This window comes from Halomonas heilongjiangensis (genome assembly GCF_002879645.1).
GTDB classification, from domain to species: domain Bacteria; phylum Pseudomonadota; class Gammaproteobacteria; order Pseudomonadales; family Halomonadaceae; genus Halomonas; species Halomonas heilongjiangensis.
The window spans coordinates 34123-59385 of the sequence record NZ_PNRE01000043.1 but is presented as its reverse complement, the minus strand read 5'-3'; the positions used below and the strand labels follow the sequence as shown (position 1 = coordinate 59385).

Sequence of the window (25263 nt, the reverse complement as noted above, 5' to 3'; positions counted from 1 at the left end):
TCATGACCACACCGACACTGCCCTTCGCCGACCTGGAGAGGGTCTACGAGCAACTGGCCACCACCCTGGATGCCCTGCCCGAGGCGCAGGAGCGCCTGTTCCTCGCCCAACTGGCGCTGGCGCTGGCGCATCGGGTGCCCGATGTCGCTCAGGTGATGGCCGCCATCGAGGAGGCGCGGCGCGGCACCGAGACCGCCACCGGCTGACGCCCGGCACGTCGCGCCGCTGGCCGGGGCCTCGCGGGCACCCGCCCGGGCGAGTGCTCGCTTCGCCTGCGTCCGGCATGATATCGGTCAAGGCGGAGGAAGGACGGGCGGGCGATACTGAGGAATGAATCGGCAGAGGAGAGCGCTGATGACCTCCCCCGTGCACCCCATCGACCCCACGTCCCCGTCCGCCGGCAAGGAGCGCATCAGCGACTACCTCGAGGGCCAGCGTGCCCTGCTCGAACTCAAGTGCTGTGCCCCGAGAGCGCTGAGTGTGCTGATCCATGACCTGTCACAGCCGATGAGCCGCTCCCTGGAGCAGGCGCTGGCGCGCAGCCTGGCCGCCGGCGAGATCCCGGGCTTTCGGCCTACCGATACCCTGATGCCGCCGATGATGGAGCGCTTCGGGCTCCCGCCGGCGGCCCTCGCCAAGGACCCGGCCATCCACGCCCTGCGCACCACCTGCAATACCTGTGCGAGGGTGGGAACCTGCTGGCTGGCCATGCGTCACCGGGCGTCGCGGGAGGAGTGCCTCGGTTTCTGCCCCAATGCCGAGGCCTTCGAGCGGCGGATGCCACCGGCCGCGAGCGACGAGTCCGGGTAGGCAGGCCCGTGCCGGCATGCATGGGCGCTAATACACGATTGCGGTTAGACTGGCACTCCCATGTCCAGGCCAAGGCGTCGCCGTGTTGACCCTGCTTGCCGAGCGTGTCGCCCGACACCTCGAAGACTCGCCCCGTACCCCCAAGTACCTCTGTCTGCGCGATGCCCTGATCGAGCTGATCGTCGAGGGCGAATTGGCCGAGGGCACCCGCCTGCCCACCGAGCAGGAGCTGGCCGCGGCCCTGCCGCTGAGCCTGGGCACCGTGCAGAAGGCGCTGCGCGACCTGGTCGAGAGCGGTGAGTTGTATCGCCGGAGGCGGCTCGGCACCTTCGTCGCCGACGGCAACCACCGTCGCGAGATCGCCACCCCCGCCTTTGGCTTCCTGCGTCCGGATGGCACCCGTGTCCGGATGGTCTTCATCCGCCTGATCAAGCGCGAAATGTTGCAGCGCCGAGGGGCCTGGATCGAGGTGCTCGGTGAGTGCGAGGCGGGCCATGTGCACCTGGTGCGCCAGGATCGTATCGATGGCGCCTTCGACTGCTACACCGAGATCTACCTGCGCGCCGACGTGGCCAGCGAGCTGCTCGACCTGCCCGCCGAGGCCCTGGAGCACGAGAGCGTGCTGCCGCTGCTGCAGGCCCAGGGCCATGAGGTCAGCACGGCGGAGAACCGGATCAGTCTGGGACGCCTGCCCATGGCCGCGGCCCGGGCCATCGTGCCGGACCTCGCCGAGGCCCCGCCACCGGGTATGCGCCTGGAGACCCGCTATCTGGATGCCGAGGCCGGGGTGCTGGCCTGGCAGATCATGTACATCCCGCCCAGCGACTACCGGCTCACCCTGATCACCGAGCCGCGCTGATCCACTCCGATCATCGCCATGCCTCCCTGACCCTGCCTTGCCCTGCCGGTGGCGTACCTCGGCCGGAACCTTCGAGCATTACCGCGCTCAATACTATATAGTATTGACAGGCGAGACGGCTTGGCTATACTCGCCAAAGGATCAAATAATAAATCATGTTTCAAATATGATTCGATTCATGGATGACCCCCATACCCCGTGATGAGGACAGCCCCTATGAGTTGGACCACCGTCTGCAAGACCGACCAGGTTCAGGAAGACTTCCCCTTCTCCGCCAAGCTGGGCGACAAGGAGATCGGCGTCTATGTGCTGGACGGCGAGTACTACGCCCTCGAGGACGTCTGCCCCCACGCCTACGCGTTGCTCTCCCAGGGGTTCGTCGAGGATGGCCAGGTGGAGTGCCCGCTCCACGAGGCGACGTTCGACATCAGGACCGGCAAGTGCCTGCGCGAACCCGCCGATCGCGACCTGCACGTCTACCCGGTGCGCATCATCGACAACGCCATCCAGCTGAACGTCACCGAAGAGGCCTGAGCACCATGTCCGCATCCGATTTCCCCATCGATCACAACCCCGAGCTCAAGACCTGGGCGCGCATCATCCCCTCCTCCGAGCCGGGTCAGGGTCATATCGAGCGCCCCGGCGGCTTCGACAACCGGGTCTGGCAGAACCGTCAGCGGGCACCGGAGCCCTTCGAGCTCGACCTGGTGGCGGCCCTGGAGGCGGTCTTCGCGGAGGGCGCCACCGCGCTCGACGAGGTGGTGGCCGGGCTCAACGCCCGCCACAGCCAGGATCGCCAGGGCCAGCCCTGGAGCGAAGCCTCCTTCCTGCAAGAGATGGCGGTGCTGGGCCAGTAAGGTCCGGGCCACGCAACGAACAACGACGAGGTCGAGAGAGATGACGACAGCAGCTTCCGTGGACGGCACCGTTCAGGATTACCTGGACACCGGCCTGCGCTCCCTCTGGTACCCGGTGGTGGCCAGCTGGGAGGTGGGCAGCAACCCCCTGGGCATCACCCGGCTGGGCGAGAACCTGGCCCTGTGGCGCGACCATGACGGCGTGGTACACGCCATCGAGGACCGCTGCCCCCACCGTGGCGCGCGCCTCTCCAAGGGCTGGAACCTGGGCAACCGCCTGGCCTGCTGGTACCACGGTGTCGAGGTCGACGGCCAGGGCACGGTGTGCGACGTGCCGGCGATCGGCAACAGCCCGCTGGTGGGTACCGCCTGCGTGCGCCACTACCCGGTGCAGGAGGCCCACGGCGCCATCTTCGTCTTCTTCGGCACCACCGCCGACGAGGAGCCGCCGGCCCTGGAGCTGCCCGAGCAGCTCACCGACGAGGCCAGCTACGGCCACTTCCTGTGCACCGCCAGCTGGAAGTGCAACTACCAGTATGCGGTGGACAACGTCATGGACCCCATGCACGGCACCTACCTGCATGCCGACTCCCACTCCATGGCCGAGGGCGACCGCCAGGCCGAGATGGTGCTGGAGCCCACCGAGACCGGTTTCATCTTCAAGAAGACCGGCCAGGCCGGGGTCAACTTCGACTGGGTGGAGTACGGGAACAGCGGCGCCCTCTGGCTGCGCCTGTCGATCCCTTACCAGCAGCGCTTCGGCCCCGGCGGCCCTTTCTGGATCGTCGGCATGGCGGTGCCCGAGGACAAGGACCACTGCCGGGTGTTCTTCTGGCGGGTGCGCAAGGTGGACGGCTGGCAGCGCCAGGTGTGGCGCTTCTTCTACCGCACCAAGCTCGAGGGGCTGCACTGGGACGTGCTGGAACAGGACCGGATCATCCTCGAAAACCTGGCCCCGGACGCCCGTCACCATGAGAACCTCTACCAGCACGACGTGGGCCTGTCGCGGCTGCGCCGGGTGATGCTGAAGATGGCCAAGGCGCAGCTCGCCAAACGCCAGGAGGCGGCCTGAGATGGCCGCTCATGGCCTGGCCGGCAAGCGGCTGATGATCACCGGGGCGGCCCGCGGCCTGGGCCGCAGCATCGCCGAGGCCGCCGCCGCCGAGGGGGCGCGGCTGGTGATCAGCGACATCCTCGAGGCGGAGCTGGAACAGACCGCCGAGGCGCTGCGCGATGCCGGTGCCGAGGTGGAGGCGCTGGTCATCGACCAGGCCGATGCCGCCTCCATCGAGGCGGGCCTGGCCCGGGTCGCCGAGGGCGGCCCCCTGGATGGCCTGGTCAACAATGCCGCCATCGCCACCAATGTCGGCGGCAAGCCCCTCGAGGAGTACGACCCCGCGCTCTGGGACCGGGTGATGGCGGTCAATGTGCGCGGAGTCTGGCAGATGACCCGTGCCGCCCTGCCGCTACTCGCCCGCGCCGAGCGTGGCAAGGTGGTCAACGTGGCCTCCGACACCGCCCTGTGGGGCGCCCCCCGGCTGATGGCCTATGTGGCCAGCAAGGGCGCGGTGATCGCCATGACCCGCGCCATGGCCCGGGAGCTCGGCGAGCGGGGCATCTGCATCAATGCCATCGCCCCGGGGCTGACCCACTGCGAGGCCACCGAGTACGTGCCCGAGGAGCGCTACGCCCACTATGCGGCGGGGCGCGCCCTCAAGGAGGAGCAGCATCCCGAGGACATCGACGGTACCGTGCTCTACCTGCTCTCGGACTGGTCGAACTTCGTCACCGGCCAGCTGATCCCGATCAACGGCGGCTTCGTCTTCAACTAGGGGGAAGGACCATGTCGAGCGAGGAGATTTCCCGGATCGTGGTGATCGGCGGCGGCCAGGCCGGGGGCTACGCCTGCAAGGCGTTGCGCAGCGAAGGCTATACCGGCCGTCTCACCGTGGTGGCCGACGAGCCCCACGACTTCTACGAACGACCGCCGCTCTCCAAGGGGGTGGTCACCGAGGGCGACCCGCTGCCGCGGCTCTTCCCCGAGGCCAGCCTCGCCGCCCTGGAGATCGACTGGCAACGCCCCAAGCGGGCCACGGCCATCGATCGCCAGGCCCGGGAGGTGGTGCTGGACGATGGCGAGCGGTTGCCCTACGACCGCCTGCTGATCGCCACCGGCAGCCGGCCGCGGCTGCCGGTGGCCGAATGGGCGGCGATCGACAACGTCATGACCCTGCGCTCCTGGGAGGATGCCCAGCGACTCAAGGCGCGACTCGGCGAGAGTCGCCGGCTGGGGGTGATCGGTGGCGGCTGGATCGGCCTTGAGGTGGCCTCCAGCGCCCGCAAGCTGGGCCTCGAGGTGGCGGTCTTCGAGCGTCAGCCGCGGCTCTGCGAGCGCAGCGTGGGCGCCGAGGTCTCCGCGGCCCTGGCCGAACTGCACGTCACCCATGGCGTGGCCTTGCATCTGGGCTGCCAGCAGCTGGCACTCGCCGAGCAGGCCGATGGCCGGGTGGTGATCGAGGCCGACGGCAGCGCCACCGAGCCCTTCGACCTGGTGGTGGTGGGCACCGGGGTCGAGTTCAACCTGGAGCTGGCCCGGGCGGTGGGGCTGGACATCGAGCAGGGCATCGTGGTGGACAGTGGCGGGCGCACCTCCGACCCGCACATCTTCGCCGCCGGCGACGTGGCCCAGCACCCCCAGCTGGGGCTCTGCCTGCAGTCCTGGGCCTATGCCCAGAACCAGGCGCGGGTGGTGGCCGAGGCGATGCTGGGACAGGACGCCCACTACGACGAGCCGGCCTGGCTGTGGTCCGATCAGCACGGGGTGAACATCCAGATCCTCGGCGTGCCGCATCCCGGGATGCGCTGCGTGGTGCGTCAGGAACCCCAGGGGCCGGTGTTCTGTTACCTGGACGACGCCAGCCGCCTGGTACAGATGGTGGCCTTCGACCAGCCCCGCGCCATCAAGCTGGGCAAGCGCTGGATCGCCGCCGCCCGGGTGCTCGACGCCGGACAGCTGGCCGATCCCGACGTCAACCTGATGTCGCTGCGCTAGCTTGAAGGGCGACGCCCAAGGGGCGTCGCCACGCCGTTTCGGAGACGACGATGCTCTTCCCGCCCCGCTATGCGCCGCTGGTCGTGTCGGTGCTGATGACCACCTACATGGCCGGCCTGATGACGCTGGCCATCATCCTGGTGAATACCGGCCCGGGAGAGGGCTTCCTGACGCGCTGGGGGCAGGCGTTCCTTGTCTCCTGGCCGATCGCCTTCGTTCTGATCACGGTGGGCCGTCCGCTGATCCTTCGCTTGGCCGCCAAGCTGATTCGCCACCCCTGAATCGCCCCCCGCGCCATCGCCATGACACGGATACCGTTCGACGACCGGCGGGCCAAGCCAGTGGGTGGCCGCACCCTCGGCATATGGCTTGCCTGTCACGGCTGCCTCTAGCCGACTGCTTCACCGGCGTGAGCCTTTTTCTGCCGGTCTACCGCGTGACGCGTTTGACAAACATCGAGCGCCGGCCTACAGTCGGACTATCAAATAATAAACTCTGTTTCATATGTTAAAAAGCCATCCGGTTTCGGAGCCGTATCAGGACCCGATGTGCACTCGACACTCTTCCCGGTAGACCGTAGGACAGGTGGGATATGACAAAACTAAGAGTTGGTATCTGTGGTGGTGGCGTGGGCGGGCTGTGCGCGGCCATCGCCCTTCGTGAGGCCGGCCATGAGGCGATCGTCTTCGAGCAGGCCCGGCAGTTCCTGCGCATCGGGGCGGACGTGAACCTGACCCCCAATGCGGTGCGTGCCCTGGACCGCCTCGGCGTCGGCGCGGAGCTGCGCGAAACCGCGGCACGCCCGACCCATCGTCTCAGCCGTACCTGGGACACCGGCGAGATCACCTCGAGGCTGCCCATGAGTGATGCCGCCGAGGAGAAGTACGGCGCGCCCCAGCTGACCATCCACCGCGGCGACCTGCTCAAGGCCCTGGAGGCACGGTTGCCCGACGAGGCGATCCGCCTGGGCAGCAGGGTGGTGGACATCGACGTGGGTGACCACCCGACCATCCGCTTCGAGGACGGCTCCAGCGAGACCGTCGACGTGGTGGTCGGTGGCGACGGCATCCACTCCGCGGTGCGCCGTTCGCTGTTCGGTGACGATCACCCCGAGTTCACCGGCCTGGTCTCGTATCGGGCGGTGGTGCCGCGGGCCGCGGTGCCGGAGGTGGAGAACCTGGATGCCTTCACCAAGTGGTGGGGCGCCACCGCCGACAGCCAGGTGGTGGTCTTCCCGCTGACCCGCGGCGAGGAGGTGTTCGTCTTCGCCACCACCCCCCAGGAGGGCTGGCGAGAGGAGTCCTGGACCCTGCCCGGCGACGTCGACGAACTGCGCGAGGTCTACCGCGATTTCCATGCCGACGTGCGCGCCCTGCTGGCGGCCTGCGAGAGCGTGACCAAGTCGGCCCTCTATGTGCGCGAACCCATGCCGCGGTGGTCCAAGGGGCATGTCACCATCCTCGGCGACGCGGCCCACCCCATGGTGCCCTTCATGGCCCAGGGGGCCTGCATGGCCATCGAGGATGCGGTGGTGCTGTCGCGCTGCCTGGCCGAGGCCGGCCGGGAGGACGTGCCGGCAGCGTTGGCCCGCTACGAGACTGCCCGCAGGGAGCGTACCGCCAGGGTGCAGCGCGGTTCCCGTGCCAATGACTGGCTGAAGGGCGAAGGCAATGCCGACTGGGTCTACGGCTACGATGCCTGGGGCATCCCCCTGGCTTGACAGGCCCCTCGCTTCATCACACCACCACCCCATAACCACAAGAGCGAAGCTGCCATGAACCCCACCATCCTGACGAAACTCGCCATAGGGCTGTCGCTGGCCGGCCTGTCGTTCACCGCCAGCGCCGACGAGGTGCGCCTCAATGCGGTGAGCTTCACCCCCAAGAGCGCCGCGGTCTCCGCCGGCTTCGAGAAATTCATCGAGGCCGTCAACGAGGAGTTCGAAGGGGAATTGTCCTTGAACTGGCGTGGCGGGCCCGAGGTGATGCCGCCGTTCCGCCTGGCCGATGCGGTGCGCAACAACGCCATCGACATGGCACTGATCAGCCCCAGTTACTACTCTGGCCTGGTGCCCTCGTCGACCACCTCCAACCTGTCGTTCAAGACCTACGAGGAGATCCTCGAGACCGGCTACTACGATCGCATCACCGAGATCCATGCCGAGCGGGGCCTCAATTACCTGGGCGAGATCCCGGCGACCGACGTCAAGTTCTACCTCTTCTTCAAGGACCGCATCGACAGTCTCGATGACCTGAAGGGCAAGCGGATCCGCGTCTTTCCCACCGGCCTCCCGTTCATCGAGGCCTTGGGGGCCAACGGCCTGGTGCTGCCCATCGGCGAGATCTACACCGCCATGGAGCGCGGCGCCATCGACGGCTTCATGCAGGGTAACCTGGGCTGGGCCGAGCAGTATGAGGACGTGGTCAACTACTACCTCACCCCGCCCTTCTACCGCGCCGGCTTCAGCATCCTGGTCAGCCAGCGCGCCATGGACCGCCTGTCGCCGGAACTGCGTGAGGAGCTGCAGGAGTTCGTGCGCCATACCCTGGGGCCGCAGCTCGACCAGAGCTGGGGCGAGGTGATCGCCGCCGGCAATGCCGAGGTGGAAGCCGCCGGCTTCGAGGAGATCGCGCTCAATGGCGAGGATGCCGATCGCTATCTGCAGACGGCCATCGATGCCGCCTGGGACTACATGGCCGATCAACTGGACGACCCTGAGCTGACCGCCGAACTGCGGGCCATGCTGGTCGACTGATTGCCCCTCGAGCACCAGCCCTATCCAGGGCCTGGTGCTCGGTCACTCTCCCTACTTTTCAGGTGGCTCGATATGCAACTGTCACTCTCCCGCGGCAGGTCGCTGCTGACAATCGTCATGCGGGGCGTGAGCCGTTTGAACCTGCTGCTGGCGGGAATCAGCGCAGCCACGCTGGTGGCCGCCACCGCAGCCGTCTTCTGCGAGATCCTCTCCCGGCTGTTCTTCGGCAAGTCGCTGATCTGGGTCGTCGAGGTCAGCGGCTACGCGCTGCTCTACATGACCTTCCTCGGCGCGCCCTACCTGCTGGAGAAGAACCGCCATGTGGCCATCGATATCGCCATCGAGCACCTGCCGCCACGCCTGCAGACGCCGCTGGCCGTGGTGATGGCGCTGTTCGGAGCGGCGGTCTGTCTCTATGCGGCCTGGTATGGCCTGGTGGTGACCCTGGACCAGTACCAGTTCGGCATCCGCGAGACCACCGTGCTGGCGCCACGCAGCTATCTGCTGACGGCGGTATTTCCCTTGGGCATGTTCCTGCTCGCCATCCAGTTCGTGGCGCAGGCCGGGGCCTGTCTGAAGCGCTGACCCGGTGTCGGTCCACTCAACTCAGGCTCCCTGTGGAGGTATGTTATGGATTGGTGGCTAACGCTATCGCTCATTCTCGGCGCCCTGCTGGTCTTGATGATGCTGGGGCTGCCGGTGGCCTTTTCGTTCCTGGCGGTCAACCTGGTCGGTGCCTATGTCTTCCTCGGTGGCACCTCCGGCATCGAGCAACTGGTGATCAATACCACCGATGCCCTGACCAGCTTCACCCTGGTACCCATCGCGATGTTCATGATCATGGGCGAGGTGATGTTTCGCTCCGGGATCGCCAATGACCTGATGGACACCCTGGACAAGTGGTTCGGCAAGCTGCGTGGACGGCTGGCCTTCATGGCGGTGGGGGGCGGCGTGCTGTTCTCGACCCTGACCGGCAACAGCATGGGCGCCATCGCCTTGCTGGGTTCCAGCCTGACCCCCGAGATGGAGCGCCGCGGTTACAAGAAGCCGATGTCGCTCGGGCCCATCATCGGCTCGGCGGGGCTGGCGATCATGATCCCGCCCAGCGCCCTGGCGGTGGTGCTCGGGGTGGTGGCCGAGCTCTCCATCGGCCGGCTGCTGATCGCCATCATCCTGCCCGGCCTGCTGATGGCGGTGCTCTATGCCCTCTATATCTGGGGCCGCTGCACCCTGCAGCCGGACCTGGCGCCCTCCTTCGAGGTGGCGCCCACGCCGCTCAAGGTGAAGGTCGAGGCGGGGATCCGCAATATCCTGCCGATCGGCTTCATCGTCTTCGCCGTGGTGGGGGTGATCTTCCTCGGCCTGGCGACCCCCACCGAGGCGGCGGCCTCCGGGGCGGTGGCGACCATCCTGCTGGCGCTGATCAAGCGCCGCCTGACGGTGGATAACTTCAAGTTGTCGATGTTCGAGAGCGCCAACATCTCGGTGATGGTGCTGCTGATCGTCGCCGGCGCGGTGGCCTTCAGCCAACTGCTGGCCTTCACCGGCACCACCTTCGGCATGATGGACGCGGTGCTCGCTCTCCCGGTCAACGACCACATGATCGTGCTGGCCATGGTGTTCACCGTGGTGCTGCTGGGCATGTTCATGGGGCCGCTGCCGATCATGCTGATCACCCTGCCGATCTTCGTGCCGGTGGTGGATCAACTGGGCTTCGATACCATCTGGTTCGCGGTGCTGTTCCTGCTCGCCATCGAGACCGGCTCCACCTCGCCGCCGCTGGGTGCGGCGCTGTTCGTGATGAAGGCGGTCGCCCCCCAGGGCACCAGCATGGCCAGCATCTACAAGGCCGCCATTCCCTTCCTGATCTGTGATTTCCTGGCCATCGCCATCATCTTTGCCTTCCCGCAGATCGTCACCGTGCCGGTCGGCTGGATGTTTGGCTGAGCGCCGGCCTGAGGAGACCCAGATCATGCGACGTCCCAATTTCGTGCTCTTCATCACCGACCAGCAGCGCGCCGACCACCTCGGCTGCTACGGCAATCCGACAGTGAAGACGCCGCATCTCGATGGCCTGGCCGAACGCGGGGTGCGCTTCGAGCGCTTCCATGTGGCCACGCCGATCTGCCAGCCCAACCGGGCGGCCCTGGTCACCGGCCAGATGCCCTCGGTCAACGGGGTACGCCAGAACGGCATCCCCCTGGGGCTCGACAGCCTCACCTTCGCCGAGGTGCTGCGCGAGAGCGGCTACCGCAGCGGCTATATCGGCAAGGCGCACTTCCAGAATGTCACCGATATCCCGGCGCCGCCCCGCGCCTTTGGCGGGGAGGGCGAGGTGCCGCCGGCGGACGCGAGCCTGTCCCGCCGCAGCCAGCGCGACGGCCCCGACTATGGCTGGGAGGTGCGCCGCCGCTGGGCCGAGCAGCCAGGACTCGAGTTGCCCGGCACCTACTACGGCTTCGAGCATGCCCGGCTGTGCATCGGCCACGGTGACCTGGTGGATGGCCACTACACCGCCTGGCTGCGCGAGCGCCATCCTGACCCCGAGTCGCTGCGCGGCCCGGCCAACGCCCTGCCCCAGGCGGGGATCACGGCGCCCCAGTGTTGGCGTACCGCGGTGCCCGAGGCGCTCTATCCCACCGGTTACGTCAAGCAACAGGCCTGCGACTTCCTGGCCGACCAGGACGCCGACACCCCCTTCGTGCTGGTGGTCTCCTTTCCCGACCCGCACCACCCCTTCACCCCGCCGGGACGCTACTGGTCGCTCTACGACCCCGACGACGTGGAGCTACCGGCCTCCTTCCACCATCCGGTGGAGGCGATCGCGGGCATTCCCCCGGAGGCCCTGGAAGCCTACCGCTGGGGAGCCGAGGACCCCGGGAGTCACTGGCCCTTCGCGGTCGGCGAGCGCCACGCCCGGGAGATCATCGCCCTGAACTACGGCAGCATCGCCATGGTGGACGACGCCGTGGGCGAGGTGCTGGCCTGCCTGAAGGCGCAAGGCCTGGCGGACGACACCGTGGTGGCCTTCACCTCGGATCACGGCGACTACATGGGCGATCACGGCAGCGTGCTCAAGATGGGGCTGCACTTCCAGAGCGTGCTGCGGGTGCCGCTGATCTGGTATGACCCGCGTCGGCCAGGCGAGGGTGAGGTCTCCGGGCGGCTGGGCAGCGCCATCGACCTGGCGCCGACCCTGCTGCAGCGCGCCGGCTTCAAGGTGCCGGTGGGTATGCAGGGCCAGGACCTGTTCGACGACGCGCCGGCGGCGGACGTGCTGGTGGAGGACCCGGGCATCCGGGTGTTCCGCGACAGCGATGCCCGTTGCAGCGTCATCAGCCTGGTCACCGAGCGCTGGCGGCTGAGTCTGTTCGAGGGCCTCGCCTGGGGCGAGCTCTACGACCTCGCCGACGATCCCCATGAACTCGACAACCGCTGGGACGACCCGGCCAGCCGCGAGGTGCGCCTCGAGCTTCAGCATCGTCTCAATCAGCGGCTGGTGGCGCTGCGCGACAAGAGCCTGGTGGCCACGGCCAGGGCCTGAGCGGGCGAGTCGCCCGAGCGTCGATCCCGGTTCGGCGGGGTGCCTTGTTTTTTCCATATATAACATCGAGTTAAATCACTCGCCCGAGAAGGAATCTGCCCTTGACAAGGGGGGAGTCAAGGCCTATCTTGGGTGTATCAAATAATAAATCAGTTTTCATATTTGATACGGCCGAGAGCGGCACAGCAAGAGCGGCACAGCAAGAGCGGCACAGGAAACGACGAGATCGCCTCTCCGCCATGGCCAGGCAGATCCGGGTTAGGCCCCGAGGGGCATGCGGCCCCCCCGCGGCGATGAGCGAGAACATGCCGAGGGCGCAGGGCACGGGTATGCTGGTCGCCAGGAATGGCCATCCATGGAGAGAACGCCTCATGAGTGACAAAGACGCGCGCAAGTATCTGATCCCCGGCCTGGAGCGGGGCCTGACGATCCTGATGGAGCTGAGCCGCAACCATCGCGAGATGAGTTTCGCCGAGATCGCCAAGCGGGTGGACATCCCCAAGGCCACCGCCTATCGGGCCATCCAGACCCTGGAGTACATGGGTTTCCTGCGTCGTCACCCGACCACCGGCCTCTACTCCCTGGGGGTCAACGTGCTGCGGCTGGGCTTCGAGTACGTCGCCTCCCTGGACGTGGTGCAGGTGGGGCAGCCGGTGATCGAGTCGCTGCGCGATGCCACCGGCTGCTCGAGCCACATCGCCATCCGCGACGGCCAGGACGTGATCTATGTGGCGCGGGTCAGTGCCGCCAACGCCACCATTCGCCGGGTCAGCGTGGGTACCCGCCTGCCGGTACACCGCACCTCCCTGGGCCGGATGCTGCTCACCGGGTTGAGCCGCGCGGAGTTCGAGGCGCTCTACCCCGACGACGAACTGCCCGACGGCCAGCCGGGCGCGCCGGCCAGTCGCGAGGCACTGTGGGACCTGGTGCAGGAGGATCGCCGGCGCGGCTATGTGATCGGCGAGTCGTTCTTCCAGTTCGGCATCTCCTCGATCGTCTACCCGCTCTACAACAACGACGGGGAGATCGAGGCGGTGGTCAGCATCATGGTGCCGATGCATGAGATCCCCGCCGAGGAGCGCGAGCGGCTGCGCGGCCAGGTAGAAGAAGCCGCGGCCACCATTTCGGGCCTGCTGGGCTATCACGGCGGTGCCGCGAGGCGAGGGAGGCAGGGGGACGCTTGAGTCCGCCCCTGGATGGGCATCAGACGCCCGGCGCCGAGGCGCGGGTTCGATCAATGACAGTCGCGTCGAGCGACGCAGGAGTGTATGAGCATGAGCATCGTTGGCATCGAAGCGCTGGAGTTCGGCGTGGAGGACCTCGAGGTCGGCAAGCGATTCGTGACCGACTTCGGGCTCTCCCCGGTGGAGGAGACGACCTTTGAAACCCTCAATGGTGCGCGCCTGAGCCTGGCGCCGCTGGATGACCCCGCCTTGCCACCGGCCTTCGAATCCGGCCCGACCCTGCGGCGCATGACCTGGGGGGTGGCCGACCAGGCCGCGCTGGATGCCCTCAAGGTGCGCCTGGGCGACCAGCCGGGCTACGTCGACCGGGGCGAGGCCATCGAATGCCGTGACCCCAACGGCATGACGGTGGCCATCCGCGTCAGCCGCCTGCGCGAGGTGGAGCTCGCGGTGACGCCGATCAACCAGTACGGCGACATGCGCCGCGTCGACCAGCCGAGCCCCGTCTACGAGCGCGCTACCCCGGTCGGCATCGGCCACGCGGTGTTCTTCGTCGACGACCTGGAGGCCACCGAGGCCTTCTACCGCGACAGGTTGGGCTTCGCGGTGTCCGATCGCTATACCGACCGTGCCGTCTTCCTGCGCATGCAGGCCCGCGGGGGCCATCACAACCTCTTCCTGCTCAAGCTGCCCCAGCGCGGTGCCGGCCTCAACCACGTGGCCTTCACCGTGCGTGATATCCACGAGGTGATCGGCGGCGGCCTGGCCATGAACCGCAAGCAATGGAGCACCTTCCTCGGCCCGGGACGCCATCCGATCTCCTCGGCCTACTTCTGGTACGTCAACAGCCCGCTGGGCGGTGCCTTCGAGTACTACACCAACGAGGACTACCTCACCGAGGCCTGGGTGCCCCGTGAGATGCAGCACTCCCTGGAGTCCTTTACCGAGTGGGCGGTGGAGGGGGGTATCGACGCCGAGACCCGCCGCCAGAAGAAGGCCGAAGCCTGATCCCGGGTCCGATGATGCCGATATATAACGACGCCTGACGAGCCCAAGAAGTTAATCAAAGGAAGTTGAATCACCCGAGATAAACGCGACCACTCCGATATAACGAGTCCGCACCGAAAGCGGAGTCATCACCGGTCAAAGACCTCAGGACTGGGATGCCGAAAATCGGCATCCAGGGGATCGCCTTGTCTCGATTCACGTAAATCAGGTGTTTTGACACCACTTGGCACCGAATGAGAAGTGACCCAAGAAGAGGAAACGACGATGTCAGAGATGCTGGAAACCTGGAAAAAACCCGCAGACGCCACTTTCGAGTCGTGGATGCAGACGCGTATTGCCCGCTTCAAGGGGCGCAAGTACGACTGGAACGCGCTGAAGTTCCAGGCCGACTACGATCCCAAGTATCGCCGTGCCCAGATGCGCTATATCGGCACCGGTGCCACCGGGGTCAAGGACGATGCCAACACCATCCCGGCCGAGAACTTCACCTTCTCCACCATGGTGTTGCCGGCCAAGTGCGAAGGTCCGCTGCATGTCCATGACGACGTGGAAGAGGTGTTCTTCGTGCTCAAGGGCACCATCACCCTGTTCCTCAAGGATGGGGACGACACCATGGAAACCGTGCTCGAGGAGCGCGACGTCATCTCCATCCCGCCGCGCATCTACCGGGGCCTGTTCAACCACGGCGAGGAAGAGGCGTTGATGTGCGTGATGCTGGGGACCCACAGGCCGCAGATCCCCACCTATCCGGACGACCACCCCCTGTCCAAGGTCAAGCGCAACTGAGCGAAGCGAGGAGGTCAGCCGTGGACGCCAAACGCCTGAGGCTCGAGACGGGAGAGCAGTGCTACCGGGAACGGGGCCCTCACGATCAGAGTGGCGGCCCGACCCTGGTGCTGCTGCACGGCATCAGCTCCAGCGCCGGCTCCTGGGCGCGGCTCGCCGAGCGGCTGCCCGGCTACCGCCTGTTGGCCTGGGATGCCCCGGGCTATGGCGACAGCCACCCCCTGGCGAACGAGGCGCCCACGGCCGCCGACTATGCCGAGCGCCTGGAGGCCTGGCTGGCGGCGCTGGGCGTCGAGCGCTGCGTGCTGGTGGGGCACTCCCTGGGCGCCATGATGGCCGCCGGCTATCTGGCCGCTCACCCGGGCCGGTTGGCCGGGGTGGTGCTGGCCGACCCGGCCCAGGGCTATGGCGAGGCCGAGCCCGCCAGGCGCGACGAGGTCTATCGCAGCCGCTGGACCCAGCTCGAGGCCCAGGGCCACGCCGCCTACGCCCGGGCCCGGGCGCCGCGGTTGCTGCGCGAGGGCGCCGATCCCGCGGACATCGCCCGGGTCGAGGCGGAGATGCATAAGCTCCACGTGGAAGGCTTCGCCCAGGCCGGCTGGATGCTGGCCAACGACAGCCTGGGGCGCTACCTGGCGGCGACGCCTGCGGTGCCGGCCCTGGTGATCTGCGGCGACGAGGACCGCATCACCCCGCCCGAGGACGCCCGGGCCCTGGCCCGCCGCCTGGCGCTGCCCTACCGCGACATCCCGCGGGCAGGTCACGCCAGCTACATCGACGCTCCCGCGGCCTTCGCCCGGGCCATCGACGACTTCGCCCGCCCGCTGCTCGGCGCGGTCGACTCGTCAGCGACACCCTAGGAGATCCCCATGAGCTTTCTGATCGAACAACGCGTCGCCGTGGTCACCGGCGGCTCCTCGGGGATCGGCCTCGAGACCGTGCGCCTGCTGCTGGCCGAGGGGGCCCGGGTGGCCTTCTGCGGTCGCAACGCCGAGCGCCTCGAGGCGGCACGGGCGGCGCTCGCCGACGAGTTTCCCGGCGCCGAGTTGCTGGCGATGTCCTGCGATGTGCTGGACGAGGCCTCCTGTGCGGCCTTCGCCGCGGCGGTGGAGGAGCGCTTCGGCGGCGCCGACATGCTGATCGCCAATGCCGGCCAGGGCTATGTGGCCCACTACGACGACACCCCCAAGGAGGCCTGGCTCGCCGAGGCCAACCTCAAGCTGTTCGGGGTGATCAACCCGCTGAACGCCTTCCGGGGCCAGTTGGCCGCCTCCGAGATCGGCTCGCTGACCTGCGTCAACTCCCTGCTGGCGCTGCAGCCGGAGCCCCACATGATCGCCACCTCGGCGGCCCGGGCGGCGCTGCTCAACCTGACGCATTCGCTGGCCCACGAGCTGGTCGACGAAGGCATCCGGGTCAACTCCATCCTGCTCGGCATGGTGGAGTCGGGGCAGTGGCGGCGCCGCTTCGAGGCCCGCGACGACAAGTCGCTGGGCTGGGAGCAGTGGATCGCCGGCATCGCCGCCAAGCGCGGCATTCCCATGAAGCGCCTGGGGCGTCCCGAGGAGCCGGCCCGCGCGCTGGTATTCCTGGCCTCGCCGTTGGCCTCCTTCACCACCGGTGCCGCCCTGGACGTCTCCGGCGGCTTCAACCACCACCTCTGAGCCCCGAGGAAAGCCCTTTCATGACAACCAAACGCTTGATGATCATCGGCTACGGGGCCATGGCCCGCGAAGTGCACCGGCTGCTGCCGACGGGCCTGACACTTTCCTGGGTGGTGGTGCCCGAGGCTCAGGTGGCCGCCACCCGCGAGCGGCTGGGCGCGGGGGTCGAGGTACTGACCTCGGTCGCCCAGTGCGAGGGGCGTCCCGACCTGGTGGTGGAGTGCGCCGGCCAGCCGGGGCTCGTCGAGCACGGCGAGGCGGTGCTCGGCCGCGGCCTGACCCTGGCCATCGTCGCCACCGGCGCCCTGGCCGACGAGGGACTCTACGGCCGCCTGCGCCAGGCCGCCGAGATGGGTGGCGGGCGCATGCTGGTGCTCTCCGGCGCCGTGGCCGGCATGGACGGCCTGGCGGCGGCACGGGAAGGGGGCCTGGAGAGCGTCACCTATGAGGCCTGCAAGGCGCCGCGCAGCTGGAAGGGTAGCCACGCCGAGCAGCTGGTGGACCTGGATGCCCTGACCGAGGCGACGGTCTTCTACGAGGGCACCGCCGGCGAGGCCGCACGCCTCTTCCCGGCCAACGCCAACGTGGCGGCCACCGTCGCCCTGGCCGGCATCGGCATGCAGGCCACCACCGTGCGCCTCACCGCCGACCCGGCGGCGAGGCGCAACACCCATCGCATCCACGTCCAGGGGCGCTTCGGCGAGTTCCGCATCGAACTCAACGGCCGCCCCCTGGAGCACAACCCCAAGACCTCGATGCTCGCCGCCCTGTCGGTGGTCCGCGCCTGTCGCCAGGCGCTCGACCCGGTGACGGTGTGAGCGAAAGGAGCGCGACCATGACGCAACCGATCTTCATCGCCGGCGAATGGCGCCAGGGCCGCGGCGACCCCCTGGCCTCCACCTTCCCCGCCGACGGCTCCGTGACCGCGCGGCTCAACGCCGCCAGCCTCGCGGATGTCGAGGAGGCCATCGAGGCCGCCGACGCCGCCTGGCGCCGCCCCGAGTGGCGCGGCCTGGTGCCCCACCAGCGGGCCAGCATCCTCTACCGGGTCAGCCAGCTGATCGAGTCGCGTCTCGAGGAGCTGGCGGCCCTGCAGACCCGCGACAACGGCAAGCCGCTGGCCGAGACCCGGGCCCTGGTGGCCAGCGCCGCCGGCACCGCCCGCTACTTCGCCGCCGCCTGCGAGACCCTGGAGGGCGAGCTGCCCACCCAGCGCAGCAGCGACCTGATGACCCTGAGCACCTACGAGCCGCTGGGGGTGATCGCCGCCATCACCCCCTGGAACTCGCCCATCGCCAGCGAGATGCAGAAGATCGCCCCGGCGCTGGCCGCCGGCAACGCGGTGGTGGTCAAGCCCGCCGAGGCCACCCCGCTGCTGGCCCTGAAGCTGGCCGAGCTGTTCGAGGAGGCGGGGCTGCCCAAGGGACTGCTCAGTGTGCTGCCGGGCCGCGGCCGGGTGATCGGCGAGGCCATCGTGCGCCACCCCAGGGTGCGCAAGATCTCCTTCACCGGCGGCACCGGCACCGGGCGCCACCTGGCGCATATCGCCGCCGACAAGCTGATCGGCACCTCCCTGGAGCTGGGCGGCAAGTCGCCCACCATCGTCTGCGAGGATGCCGATCTCGAGGAGGCCACCCGGGGCATCGCCTACGGCATCTTCAGCTCCGCCGGCCAGGCCTGCATCGCCGGTTCGCGGCTGTTCGTGCCGCGCCGCCGCTACGACGAGGTGATGACGCGCCTGCTCGCAATCACCCGCGGCCTGCGCGTCGGTCACCCCGAGACCCCGGGCACCCACCTGGGCCCGCTGATCAGCCAGGCCCATCGCGACGGCGTGGCCGCCTACGTGGACCAGGCCCGCGCCGAGGGTGGCCGGGTGCTATGCGGCGGCAGTGCGCCCCAGGATGCCGAGCTGGCCCAGGGCAGCTACTACCTGCCCACCATCATCGAGGGGCTGCCCCACGACAGCGCGGTCTGCCAGGAGGAGATCTTCGGCCCGGTGCTGGTGGCGCTGCCCTACGACGACGAGGACGAGCTGGTGGGGCTGGCCAACGACAACGTCTTCGGCCTGGCCGCGGGCATCTGGACCGCCGACTACCGCCGCGCCCTGCGCCTGGCCGCCCGCCTCGAGGCCGGTACGGTGTGGATCAACACCTACAAGAAGTTCGCCATCTCCACCCCCTTCGGCGGCTTCAAGGAGAGCGGCCTGGGGCGCGAGAAGGGGCGCCAGGGCATCCAGGCCTACATGCAGCAGAAGAGCCTCTACCTGGGGCTGGGCAGCGAGCCCATGGGCTGGTCGAACTGAGCCGATTCGCACGCCGATCACACAACGACAGGAATTCACCATGAGTACCATCACCGTAGGCGAAGCGATCGCCCGTACCCTCGAAGCCTATGCGGTCTCCGCCGTCTACGGCGTCATCTCCATCCACAACCTGCCGATCGCCGACGCCATCGGCCGCCGCGACCGGATCCGCTTCGTGCCGGCCCGCGGCGAGGCCGGCTCGGTGACCATGGCCGACGCCCATACTCGGGTGGGCAGCCTGGGCGTGGCCCTGACCAGCACCGGCGCCGGCGCCGGCAACGCCATCGGCGCCCTGCTCGAGGCGCTCAACGCCGGCACCCCGCTGCTGCATATCACCGGCCAGGTGGAGAAGGATTACCTGGACCGCGACGCCGGCTTCATCCATGAGACCAAAGACCAGCTGACCTTCCTCAAGGCCAGCTCCAAGGCCGCCTATCGGGTCTGCACCCCGGAGCAGGCGGTACCCCTGCTGCATCGCGCCATCCGCGAGGCCATGACCCTGCCGCGGGGTCCGGTGAGCCTGGAGATCCCCATCGATATCCAGGCCAGCCAGGTCGAGTGGGTGGAGACGGCCCCGGTGGTGCCGGCCGCCCCGGCGCCGGTGAGCGACGCCGAGATCGATGCCCTGGCCGAGCGCCTGGCGGCGGCCAGGCGGCCGCTGCTGTGGATCGGCGGCGGCACCCTGGAGGCCGGCGAGGCGGTCGGTCGCCTGGCGGACGCCGGCATCCCGGTGGTCTCCAGCACCCACGCCCGGGGCGTGCTGCCCGACAGCCACCCGCGCAGCCTGCGTGCCTTCCATAACGCCGCCTCGGTGGAGGCGCTGCTCGCCGAGAGCGACCTGATGGTGGTGGCCGGCTCGCGGCTGCGCAGCAACGAGACCAGGACCTACTCCCTTGCGCTGCCGCGGCCCCTGGTGCAGATCGATATCGATCCCGCCGCCGCCCACCGCAACTACCGGGCCGATGCCTTCCTGTGCGGCGACTGCGGCGACGTGCTGGGCCGGCTGGCCGATCGCCTCGAGGGGCGCAAGCCGGACGCCGCCTATGACGCCGCCGTGGCCGAGGCGGTGGGCCAGGCCGAGCAGGCGCTGCGCAGCCAGGTGGGCGAGTACGCCAAGCTCAGCGACGCGGTACGTGCCGCCCTGCCCGAGGACGGCATCTTCGTGCGCGACATCACCGTCTCCGGCAGCACCTGGGGCAGCCGCCTGCTGCCCATCGAGCGCCCGCTGACCAACATCCACTCCCTAGCCGGCGCCATCGGCCTGGGCCTGGCCCACGGCATCGGCTGTGCCGTGGCCCGGCCCGAGCGCAAGGTGGTCACCCTGGTCGGCGACGGCGGCCTGGCGCTGGGTCTCGGCGAGCTGGCGACGCTGGCCCAGGAGAACCTCGACATGACCCTGGTGGTGATGAACGACGGCGGCTACGGGGTGATGCGCGGCATCCAGGAGAAGTACTTCGAGGGGCGCCAGTACTACAACGAGCTGCACACCCCCGACTTCCAGCGGCTGGCCGAGGCCATGGGCCTCAGGTGCTGGAGGGTCAGCCACGGCGATGACTTCGCCGCGGTGCTGGCCGAGGCGGTGGGCCATCCCGGCCCGACCCTGGTGGAGGTCGACATGCCCAGCGTCGGCGAACTGAAGTTCTCCGGCCCGCCACAGAAGACGCTCTACTGACCGATGCCCGACCTGACGATCCGACCTCCGGTCCGCCGGGGGTAGGGGAAGCCTTGGTCTGAAGACGACACACGGGAGGTGGCAACGACGACAACAACGCAGTGGAACCGACAACAACAGTCCTGACATTCGAGTTCAAGAGGAACGTCTCAAATGAAGTACAACAAGGTTATTGCGCTGGCCATCATGCTGCCGGCGGGGGTGAGTGTTGCCGCAACCTCACAGGCCTACGATGTGGTGCCCGCCGGAGAGCCGGTGGTGACCGGGGAGCCGAGCCGTGTCGGAGCGCCCTGGAATCATCGCAGCACCTTCAATATTCCCGGTACCAACACCGACGTGGCCTTCGGTGGCTATATCAAGCTGGATGCCTTCTACGACTTCGATTACGACCAGGGCGACAGCACCGACCCGCTGGCGCTGCTCAATCCTGCCAACCGGACCGATGGGCGTACCAACTTCACCGCCTATGAGTCGCGGCTCAACTTCCGCACCCAGACGCGTACCGACTACGGCACGGTGAGCACCTACCTGGAGGGTCACTTCCTGCCGGATGGCAAGTTCAACCTGCGTCACGCCTACGGGGAATTCGGTGGCTTCCTGGCGGGCCAGAGCTGGACCAACTTCATGCACTTCCTCGGCACGCCGCGGAGCCTCAAGCTGGGCGGCCCCATCGGCTATGCTACCGGCCGCCCCTCCCAGGTCCGCTATACCCACCGCAGCGGCCCCAACACCTTCGCGGTCTCCCTGGAGGAGCCCTCCTTTGCCCTGTCGCCCATCGGCAGCGCCGGGGTCGATACCGAGAATCGGCTGCCGACCCTGACCGCCCGCTACCAGTTCAGCCAGACCTTCGGTATCTCCGCCCTGGTCAGCGAGTTTTCCACCAACGAGGCCACCAGCGGCGTCGACGAGCGCACCACCGGCTACGGCGTCGCCGCCCAGCTGGCCCTGCCGCTGGGCAGCGCCACCACCTTCAAGGCCAATGCCACCGTCGGCAGCGGCCTGGGCAGCTACCTCAGCTATGTGCCGGACGCCGTGGCGGGAATGCGCACCCCGGACGCCTATGTCGACGCCGATGGCTCGCTCGAGAGCGTCGACTCCCAGGCCTACGGGATCTCCCTGGAACACCGCTGGAGCGCGGACTGGTCCAGCGCCATCGGGGCCTCGCGCTTCAGCCAGGACCTGCCGGACGAGATCGCCGGCTTCCAGGCCGGGCTGGACCGGGTGCAGTACTCCTATGCCAACCTGATCTGGGACATCAACGACCGCCTCGCCACCGGTATCGAGTACCAGCACTCGGACATCGAACGGGTCAACGGCGAGTCGGACGACGCCCACCGTATCCAGGCCAGCGTGCAGTTCCAGTTCTAGGGCGCCGCCAACCGGGGTGCGGGCACCGCTCGCCCAGGCCTCGTGCCCCGGGGTCTTCCTTGACGCTTGCTCTTCGTGCCGATGGCTTCGCCGTTGGCACGTTTTCGTTACGGGAGGGAGCGGGCGACGGCGAAGACGCCCCGTGCCATCGTGACACCCCGGCCCCCAGGCTGGCCCCATACCCGCCTTCGAGGCTAGTCGGCGGCGGACATGGCCCGGGGAGCAGACTTCACCAGCCCCAGATAGGCGACGAGGGCCAACCCACCGCCGAGGCCGATGGCGATGGCCATGGTGTGCGAGGTGCCGTCGTGGAACTGGCCGACCAGGCCACCGACCACCGCGGCGATGGTCATCTGCAGGAAGCCGAACAGCGAGGAGGCGGCCCCGGCACACTGCGGGTTGGGGGCCAGGGCCCCGGCCATGCTTTGGGGCATGACGATGCCGAAGCCGACCATGAACAGCATATGGGGGGCGATCACCGCCCAGGGCGAGAAGACGCCGAGCAGGGCCAGGGCCGCCATGGTGCCGCCGCCCAGGGCACACATCTGGGTGCCCAGATGGATCAGGCGGTCATGGCCCAGGCGGCGGCTGTAGCGCCCGCTGAGCAGGGTGCCGGCGAAGAAGCCGCCGACGATCAGCGCGAAGAGCATGCCGTAGAGGGTCGGCGCCACGCCCATGAACTCGATCAGCACGAAGGAGGAGCCGGAGAGGAAGGCGAACATCCCGGCGAAGGCCGCGGCGTTGGTCAGGGTATAGCCGACGAAGGCGCGCTGGCCGAGCAGCAGGCGGTAGTTGGCCAGGATGGCGCGCGGCGCGATGGACTGGCGGCGCTCCACGGGCAGCGGCTCCGGCATCAGCCACGCCAGCACCGCCAGCATCACCACGGCATAGAGCGCCAGCAGCAGGAAGATCGATTCCCAGCCGAAGAACAGCAGCAGGCCGGCGCCCACCACCGGGGCCAGGGCGGGCGCCAGGGCCATGGTGCTGGCCATGTAGGAGAGCACCCGGCCGGCCTCCAGGGGGCCGTAGATGTCGCGCACCGCGGCGCGCCCCAGCACCGGGCCGGCGGCGCCACCCAGGGCCTGCAGGAAGCGCCCCGCCAGCAGCCACTCGATGCTGGGGGCGAAGGCGCACAGCAGGCTGGCCACCAGGAAGAGCGCGAAGCCGGCGATCATCACCGGCCGGCGGCCGAAGCGGTCGGAGATCGGACCGCAGAACAGCTGGGCCAGGGCGAAGCCGGCCATGTAGAGGCTCAGGGTCAGCTGTACCTGGTCGGGGCCGGTGCCCAGCGCCTCGGCCATGGCCGGCATGGCGGGCAGGTACATGTCGGTGGCCAGCGGGCCCAGCGCGGTCAGCGCCGCGAGTACCGCCACGACGGCGGTGGAGGTCAATCTCAGCACCCGGGTCTCCCTGGGCGCGCCGAGGCCTCGGCGCGCCCTGCAGTGTGGGAACGAGAAGCGGGCGCGGCATCCGTCGGGATGCCGCACCCACATCGTTAGCTCGCTTATTGTAACTCAGCTCGCGTCTGGCTGCTCGCTCGGTGCCGCCCGCTGGAAGGCCGGCAGGGCCCGGCAGTTGGCGACGATGCGTCGAATCCGCGGGTAGGGCGTGAGGTCGCACTCGAAGCGCTCGGCGTTGAACACCTGGGGCACCAGGCAGACGTCGGCGAGCGTCGGGGTGTCGCCGTGGCAGCAGTCGCCGCTGCCCGCCTCCCGGGAGAGCATCGCCTCCAGGGCGTCGAAGCCGGTGGTCACCCAGTGGCGATACCAGGCCAGCTTGGCCTCGTCGTCCACCTTCAGCTCATGGACCAGGTACTTGAGCACTCTCAGGTTGTTGAGCGGGTGGATCTCGCTGGCCACCAACTGGGCCAGGGCGCGCACCCGGGCCCGCTCTGCCGGCTCGAGCGGCAGCAGCGAGGGGCTGGGGTGGAGTTCCTCGAGGTACTCGCAGATCGCCAGCGACTGGGTCAGGGTGGTGCCGTCGTCGGTGACCAGCGCCGGCACCAGCCCCTGGGGGTTATGGGCGCGGAAGGTCTCGCTGCGCTGCTCGCCCTTCACCAGGTTGACCGGGACCTGGTCGTACTCCAGGTCCTTGAGGTTCAGGGCGATGCGCACCCGGTAGGCGGCCGACGAACGGAAATAGCCGTAGAGTGTTGTCATATGCCTGCTTCCTTTCAGGGGAACACTGATTTGCTGCTGCGCTCGATATCCTGGCCGCCGGCGGTGCCGAAGCGTCGGACCGTCGCAATCCTCATTGAGCAAACTGTCAACTCCGGTTGCTGTGCTCCGGCGGCGACCAGCCTCTCATCGCTCGCGACACAAATCAGCGCCCCCCAGGGTGTAGTGCTCAGTGTGGCTGATATTTCACCACCTGCTGATCGATGGCGCCGAAGATGCTGTTCCCCGCGCGGTCGAACATCTCGATGCGTACCCGGTCGCCGAAGCGCATGAACGGGGTCTTCGCCTGGCCGTGCAGGATCTGCTCGACCATGCGCACCTCGGCCAGGCAGCTGTAGCCCACGCCGCCGTCACTGATCGGCTTGCCGGGGCCGCCGTCGGCGTCGGGATTGGAGACGGTGCCGGAACCGACCACGGCGCCGGCACCCAGGTGGCGGGTCCGGGCGGCGTGGGCCACCAGCTCGGGGAAGCCGAAGATCATGTCAGGGCCGGCCTCGGGCTCACCGAACTTCTCGCCGTTCAGGTGCACGGTGAGCGGCAGGTGGACGCGGCCGTCCCGCCAGGCGTCGCCCAGCTCGTCGGGGGTCACGCAGACCGGCGAGAAGCTCGAGGCGGGCTTGGCCTGGAAGAAGCCGAAGCCCTTGGCCAGCTCGCCGGGGATCAGCCCGCGCAGGCTGACGTCGTTGACCAGCATCACCAGCTTGATGTGGCCGGCGGCCTGCTCGGGGGTCACCGCCATGGGCACGTCGTCTGTGATCACCGCGATCTCGCCCTCGAAGTCGATGCCGTGCTCCTCGCTGACCGCCTCGATGTCCTCGGTCGGCGCCAGGAAGCGGTCGCCGCCGCCCTGGTACATCAGCGGGTCGGTCCAGAAGGTCTCGGGCATCTCGGCGTTGCGCGCCTGGCGCACCAGCTTGACGTGGTTGAGGTAGGCGGAACCGTCGGCCCAGTGGTAGCTGCGCGGCAGCGGCGAGTGCAGGGCACCCTGGTCGAGGGCGAAGGCGCCCTCGGCCTGGCCCTCGTTGAGCTGGGCGTAGCGCGCCTCGAGTTTGGGACTGACCGCCTCCCAGGCCTCGATGGCCTGCTGCAGGGTGGCGGCGATGTCGGTGGCGGAGACGGCGCGGGTCAGGTCGCGGGAGACCACGAGCAGTTCGCCGTCGCGGCCATGCTCTGTCGTGTCCAGCTTGAGGGTGGCGAGTTTCATCTTGTCTCGATCCTTGTCGTC

Annotated in this window: 26 protein-coding genes; 23 read left to right on the top strand and 3 right to left on the bottom strand. The window is 68.4% G+C overall.

Going from position 1 to position 25263, the window contains the following annotated elements:
• Nucleotides 1-2: 2 nt before the first annotated feature.
• The 23 genes from C1H66_RS09800 (at nucleotide 3) to C1H66_RS09690 (ending at nucleotide 21861) form a co-directional block, all read left to right on the top strand.
• Nucleotides 3-206 carry a hypothetical protein gene (locus tag C1H66_RS09800; protein ID WP_102627706.1) on the top strand — a complete coding sequence of 68 codons (204 nt, stop codon included), beginning with the start codon at nucleotides 3-5 and terminating at the stop codon, nucleotides 204-206.
• Between the two features lie 148 nt (nucleotides 207-354).
• Entirely contained in the window at nucleotides 355-810 is a 456-nt protein-coding gene (locus tag C1H66_RS09795) for a hypothetical protein (RefSeq protein ID WP_102627705.1), read from the top strand.
• 82 nt (nucleotides 811-892) lie between these two features.
• The gene (locus C1H66_RS09790) at nucleotides 893-1669 is read left to right on the top strand and encodes a GntR family transcriptional regulator (protein ID WP_102627704.1); all 777 of its coding nucleotides are present in this window, start codon (nucleotides 893-895) and stop codon (nucleotides 1667-1669) included.
• A gap of 216 nt (nucleotides 1670-1885) precedes the next feature.
• Nucleotides 1886-2203 (top strand): nitrite reductase small subunit NirD, encoded by a 318-nt coding sequence (gene nirD / locus C1H66_RS09785; RefSeq protein WP_102627703.1) that lies wholly within the window; start codon nucleotides 1886-1888, stop codon nucleotides 2201-2203.
• Between the two features lie 5 nt (nucleotides 2204-2208).
• Nucleotides 2209-2526, top strand: a complete 318-nt coding sequence (locus C1H66_RS09780; protein WP_102627702.1) for a recombinase-like helix-turn-helix domain-containing protein — start codon at nucleotides 2209-2211, stop codon at nucleotides 2524-2526.
• A gap of 40 nt (nucleotides 2527-2566) precedes the next feature.
• Complete coding sequence (locus C1H66_RS09775; RefSeq protein WP_102627701.1) at nucleotides 2567-3598, top strand: aromatic ring-hydroxylating oxygenase subunit alpha; 1032 nt, start codon at nucleotides 2567-2569, stop codon at nucleotides 3596-3598.
• A gap of 1 nt (nucleotide 3599) precedes the next feature.
• Complete coding sequence (locus tag C1H66_RS09770; protein WP_102627700.1) at nucleotides 3600-4358, top strand: SDR family oxidoreductase; 759 nt, start codon at nucleotides 3600-3602, stop codon at nucleotides 4356-4358.
• Nucleotides 4359-4369: 11 nt separating this feature from the next.
• Nucleotides 4370-5578 (top strand): NAD(P)/FAD-dependent oxidoreductase, encoded by a 1209-nt coding sequence (locus tag C1H66_RS09765; protein WP_102627699.1) that lies wholly within the window; start codon nucleotides 4370-4372, stop codon nucleotides 5576-5578.
• A gap of 50 nt (nucleotides 5579-5628) precedes the next feature.
• The gene (locus C1H66_RS09760) at nucleotides 5629-5859 is read left to right on the top strand and encodes a DUF2798 domain-containing protein (RefSeq protein WP_102627698.1); all 231 of its coding nucleotides are present in this window, start codon (nucleotides 5629-5631) and stop codon (nucleotides 5857-5859) included.
• 311 nt (nucleotides 5860-6170) lie between these two features.
• Nucleotides 6171-7298, top strand: a complete 1128-nt coding sequence (locus C1H66_RS09755; protein ID WP_102627697.1) for an FAD-dependent monooxygenase — start codon at nucleotides 6171-6173, stop codon at nucleotides 7296-7298.
• 54 nt (nucleotides 7299-7352) lie between these two features.
• Complete coding sequence (gene dctP, locus C1H66_RS09750; protein WP_102627696.1) at nucleotides 7353-8333, top strand: TRAP transporter substrate-binding protein DctP; 981 nt, start codon at nucleotides 7353-7355, stop codon at nucleotides 8331-8333.
• A gap of 72 nt (nucleotides 8334-8405) precedes the next feature.
• Entirely contained in the window at nucleotides 8406-8918 is a 513-nt protein-coding gene (locus C1H66_RS09745) for a TRAP transporter small permease (protein ID WP_102627695.1), read from the top strand.
• 45 nt (nucleotides 8919-8963) lie between these two features.
• Nucleotides 8964-10280, top strand: coding sequence for a TRAP transporter large permease (locus C1H66_RS09740; RefSeq protein ID WP_102627694.1), 1317 nt, complete (start codon nucleotides 8964-8966; stop codon nucleotides 10278-10280).
• A gap of 25 nt (nucleotides 10281-10305) precedes the next feature.
• On the top strand, nucleotides 10306-11877 hold the full coding sequence (locus tag C1H66_RS09735; protein WP_102627693.1) for a sulfatase family protein: 1572 nt from the start codon (nucleotides 10306-10308) through the stop codon (nucleotides 11875-11877).
• 371 nt (nucleotides 11878-12248) lie between these two features.
• The gene (locus C1H66_RS09730) at nucleotides 12249-13061 is read left to right on the top strand and encodes an IclR family transcriptional regulator (RefSeq protein WP_102627692.1); all 813 of its coding nucleotides are present in this window, start codon (nucleotides 12249-12251) and stop codon (nucleotides 13059-13061) included.
• Nucleotides 13062-13151: 90 nt separating this feature from the next.
• A complete protein-coding gene (locus C1H66_RS09725; RefSeq protein ID WP_102627691.1) occupies nucleotides 13152-14069 on the top strand; it encodes a VOC family protein in 918 nt (305 codons plus the stop codon).
• Nucleotides 14070-14333: 264 nt separating this feature from the next.
• Nucleotides 14334-14855 carry a cupin domain-containing protein gene (locus tag C1H66_RS09720; protein WP_181423414.1) on the top strand — a complete coding sequence of 174 codons (522 nt, stop codon included), beginning with the start codon at nucleotides 14334-14336 and terminating at the stop codon, nucleotides 14853-14855.
• 20 nt (nucleotides 14856-14875) lie between these two features.
• Nucleotides 14876-15715, top strand: coding sequence for an alpha/beta fold hydrolase (locus C1H66_RS09715; RefSeq protein WP_102627690.1), 840 nt, complete (start codon nucleotides 14876-14878; stop codon nucleotides 15713-15715).
• A gap of 9 nt (nucleotides 15716-15724) precedes the next feature.
• Nucleotides 15725-16519, top strand: coding sequence for an SDR family oxidoreductase (locus C1H66_RS09710; RefSeq protein ID WP_102627689.1), 795 nt, complete (start codon nucleotides 15725-15727; stop codon nucleotides 16517-16519).
• 20 nt (nucleotides 16520-16539) lie between these two features.
• Complete coding sequence (locus C1H66_RS09705) at nucleotides 16540-17337, top strand: aspartate dehydrogenase (protein WP_102627688.1); 798 nt, start codon at nucleotides 16540-16542, stop codon at nucleotides 17335-17337.
• A 17-nt stretch (nucleotides 17338-17354) separates the two neighbouring features.
• On the top strand, nucleotides 17355-18821 hold the full coding sequence (locus C1H66_RS09700; protein WP_102627687.1) for an aldehyde dehydrogenase: 1467 nt from the start codon (nucleotides 17355-17357) through the stop codon (nucleotides 18819-18821).
• Between the two features lie 40 nt (nucleotides 18822-18861).
• Entirely contained in the window at nucleotides 18862-20493 is a 1632-nt protein-coding gene (locus C1H66_RS09695) for a thiamine pyrophosphate-binding protein (protein ID WP_102627686.1), read from the top strand.
• Nucleotides 20494-20646: 153 nt separating this feature from the next.
• The gene (locus C1H66_RS09690) at nucleotides 20647-21861 is read left to right on the top strand and encodes a DcaP family trimeric outer membrane transporter (RefSeq protein ID WP_102627685.1); all 1215 of its coding nucleotides are present in this window, start codon (nucleotides 20647-20649) and stop codon (nucleotides 21859-21861) included.
• Nucleotides 21862-22055: 194 nt separating this feature from the next.
• Here the strand turns inward: C1H66_RS09690 and C1H66_RS09685 are convergent, their stop codons facing one another.
• From C1H66_RS09685 to C1H66_RS09675, 3 genes are all read right to left on the bottom strand, one after another.
• Nucleotides 22056-23261: a multidrug effflux MFS transporter gene (locus C1H66_RS09685; protein ID WP_102627684.1), complete on the bottom strand. Its 1206-nt coding sequence runs from the start codon at nucleotides 23259-23261 to the stop codon at nucleotides 22056-22058.
• Between the two features lie 114 nt (nucleotides 23262-23375).
• Nucleotides 23376-24020, bottom strand: coding sequence for a maleylacetoacetate isomerase (gene maiA / locus C1H66_RS09680; protein WP_102627683.1), 645 nt, complete (start codon nucleotides 24018-24020; stop codon nucleotides 23376-23378).
• 187 nt (nucleotides 24021-24207) lie between these two features.
• Nucleotides 24208-25242, bottom strand: coding sequence for a fumarylacetoacetate hydrolase family protein (locus C1H66_RS09675; RefSeq protein WP_102627682.1), 1035 nt, complete (start codon nucleotides 25240-25242; stop codon nucleotides 24208-24210).
• Between the last annotated feature and the right edge of the window lie 21 nt (nucleotides 25243-25263).

What these genes read in the sequence shown, in the direction of transcription:
- C1H66_RS09800 (WP_102627706.1), top strand. Translation starts at nt 3, where the DNA reads ATGACCACACCGACACTGCCCTTCGCCGACCTGGAGAGGGTCTACGAG.
- C1H66_RS09795 (WP_102627705.1), top strand. Translation starts at nt 355, where the DNA reads ATGACCTCCCCCGTGCACCCCATCGACCCCACGTCCCCGTCCGCCGGC.
- nirD (WP_102627703.1), top strand. Translation starts at nt 1,886, where the DNA reads ATGAGTTGGACCACCGTCTGCAAGACCGACCAGGTTCAGGAAGACTTC.
- C1H66_RS09780 (WP_102627702.1), top strand. Translation starts at nt 2,209, where the DNA reads ATGTCCGCATCCGATTTCCCCATCGATCACAACCCCGAGCTCAAGACC.
- C1H66_RS09775 (WP_102627701.1), top strand. Translation starts at nt 2,567, where the DNA reads ATGACGACAGCAGCTTCCGTGGACGGCACCGTTCAGGATTACCTGGAC.
- C1H66_RS09770 (WP_102627700.1), top strand. Translation starts at nt 3,600, where the DNA reads ATGGCCGCTCATGGCCTGGCCGGCAAGCGGCTGATGATCACCGGGGCG.
- C1H66_RS09765 (WP_102627699.1), top strand. Translation starts at nt 4,370, where the DNA reads ATGTCGAGCGAGGAGATTTCCCGGATCGTGGTGATCGGCGGCGGCCAG.
- C1H66_RS09760 (WP_102627698.1), top strand. Translation starts at nt 5,629, where the DNA reads ATGCTCTTCCCGCCCCGCTATGCGCCGCTGGTCGTGTCGGTGCTGATG.
- C1H66_RS09755 (WP_102627697.1), top strand. Translation starts at nt 6,171, where the DNA reads ATGACAAAACTAAGAGTTGGTATCTGTGGTGGTGGCGTGGGCGGGCTG.
- dctP (WP_102627696.1), top strand. Translation starts at nt 7,353, where the DNA reads ATGAACCCCACCATCCTGACGAAACTCGCCATAGGGCTGTCGCTGGCC.
- C1H66_RS09745 (WP_102627695.1), top strand. Translation starts at nt 8,406, where the DNA reads ATGCAACTGTCACTCTCCCGCGGCAGGTCGCTGCTGACAATCGTCATG.
- C1H66_RS09740 (WP_102627694.1), top strand. Translation starts at nt 8,964, where the DNA reads ATGGATTGGTGGCTAACGCTATCGCTCATTCTCGGCGCCCTGCTGGTC.
- C1H66_RS09735 (WP_102627693.1), top strand. Translation starts at nt 10,306, where the DNA reads ATGCGACGTCCCAATTTCGTGCTCTTCATCACCGACCAGCAGCGCGCC.
- C1H66_RS09730 (WP_102627692.1), top strand. Translation starts at nt 12,249, where the DNA reads ATGAGTGACAAAGACGCGCGCAAGTATCTGATCCCCGGCCTGGAGCGG.
- C1H66_RS09725 (WP_102627691.1), top strand. Translation starts at nt 13,152, where the DNA reads ATGAGCATCGTTGGCATCGAAGCGCTGGAGTTCGGCGTGGAGGACCTC.
- C1H66_RS09720 (WP_181423414.1), top strand. Translation starts at nt 14,334, where the DNA reads ATGTCAGAGATGCTGGAAACCTGGAAAAAACCCGCAGACGCCACTTTC.
- C1H66_RS09710 (WP_102627689.1), top strand. Translation starts at nt 15,725, where the DNA reads ATGAGCTTTCTGATCGAACAACGCGTCGCCGTGGTCACCGGCGGCTCC.
- C1H66_RS09705 (WP_102627688.1), top strand. Translation starts at nt 16,540, where the DNA reads ATGACAACCAAACGCTTGATGATCATCGGCTACGGGGCCATGGCCCGC.
- C1H66_RS09700 (WP_102627687.1), top strand. Translation starts at nt 17,355, where the DNA reads ATGACGCAACCGATCTTCATCGCCGGCGAATGGCGCCAGGGCCGCGGC.
- C1H66_RS09695 (WP_102627686.1), top strand. Translation starts at nt 18,862, where the DNA reads ATGAGTACCATCACCGTAGGCGAAGCGATCGCCCGTACCCTCGAAGCC.
- C1H66_RS09690 (WP_102627685.1), top strand. Translation starts at nt 20,647, where the DNA reads ATGAAGTACAACAAGGTTATTGCGCTGGCCATCATGCTGCCGGCGGGG.
- maiA (WP_102627683.1), bottom strand. Translation starts at nt 24,020, where the DNA reads ATGACAACACTCTACGGCTATTTCCGTTCGTCGGCCGCCTACCGGGTG.
- C1H66_RS09675 (WP_102627682.1), bottom strand. Translation starts at nt 25,242, where the DNA reads ATGAAACTCGCCACCCTCAAGCTGGACACGACAGAGCATGGCCGCGAC.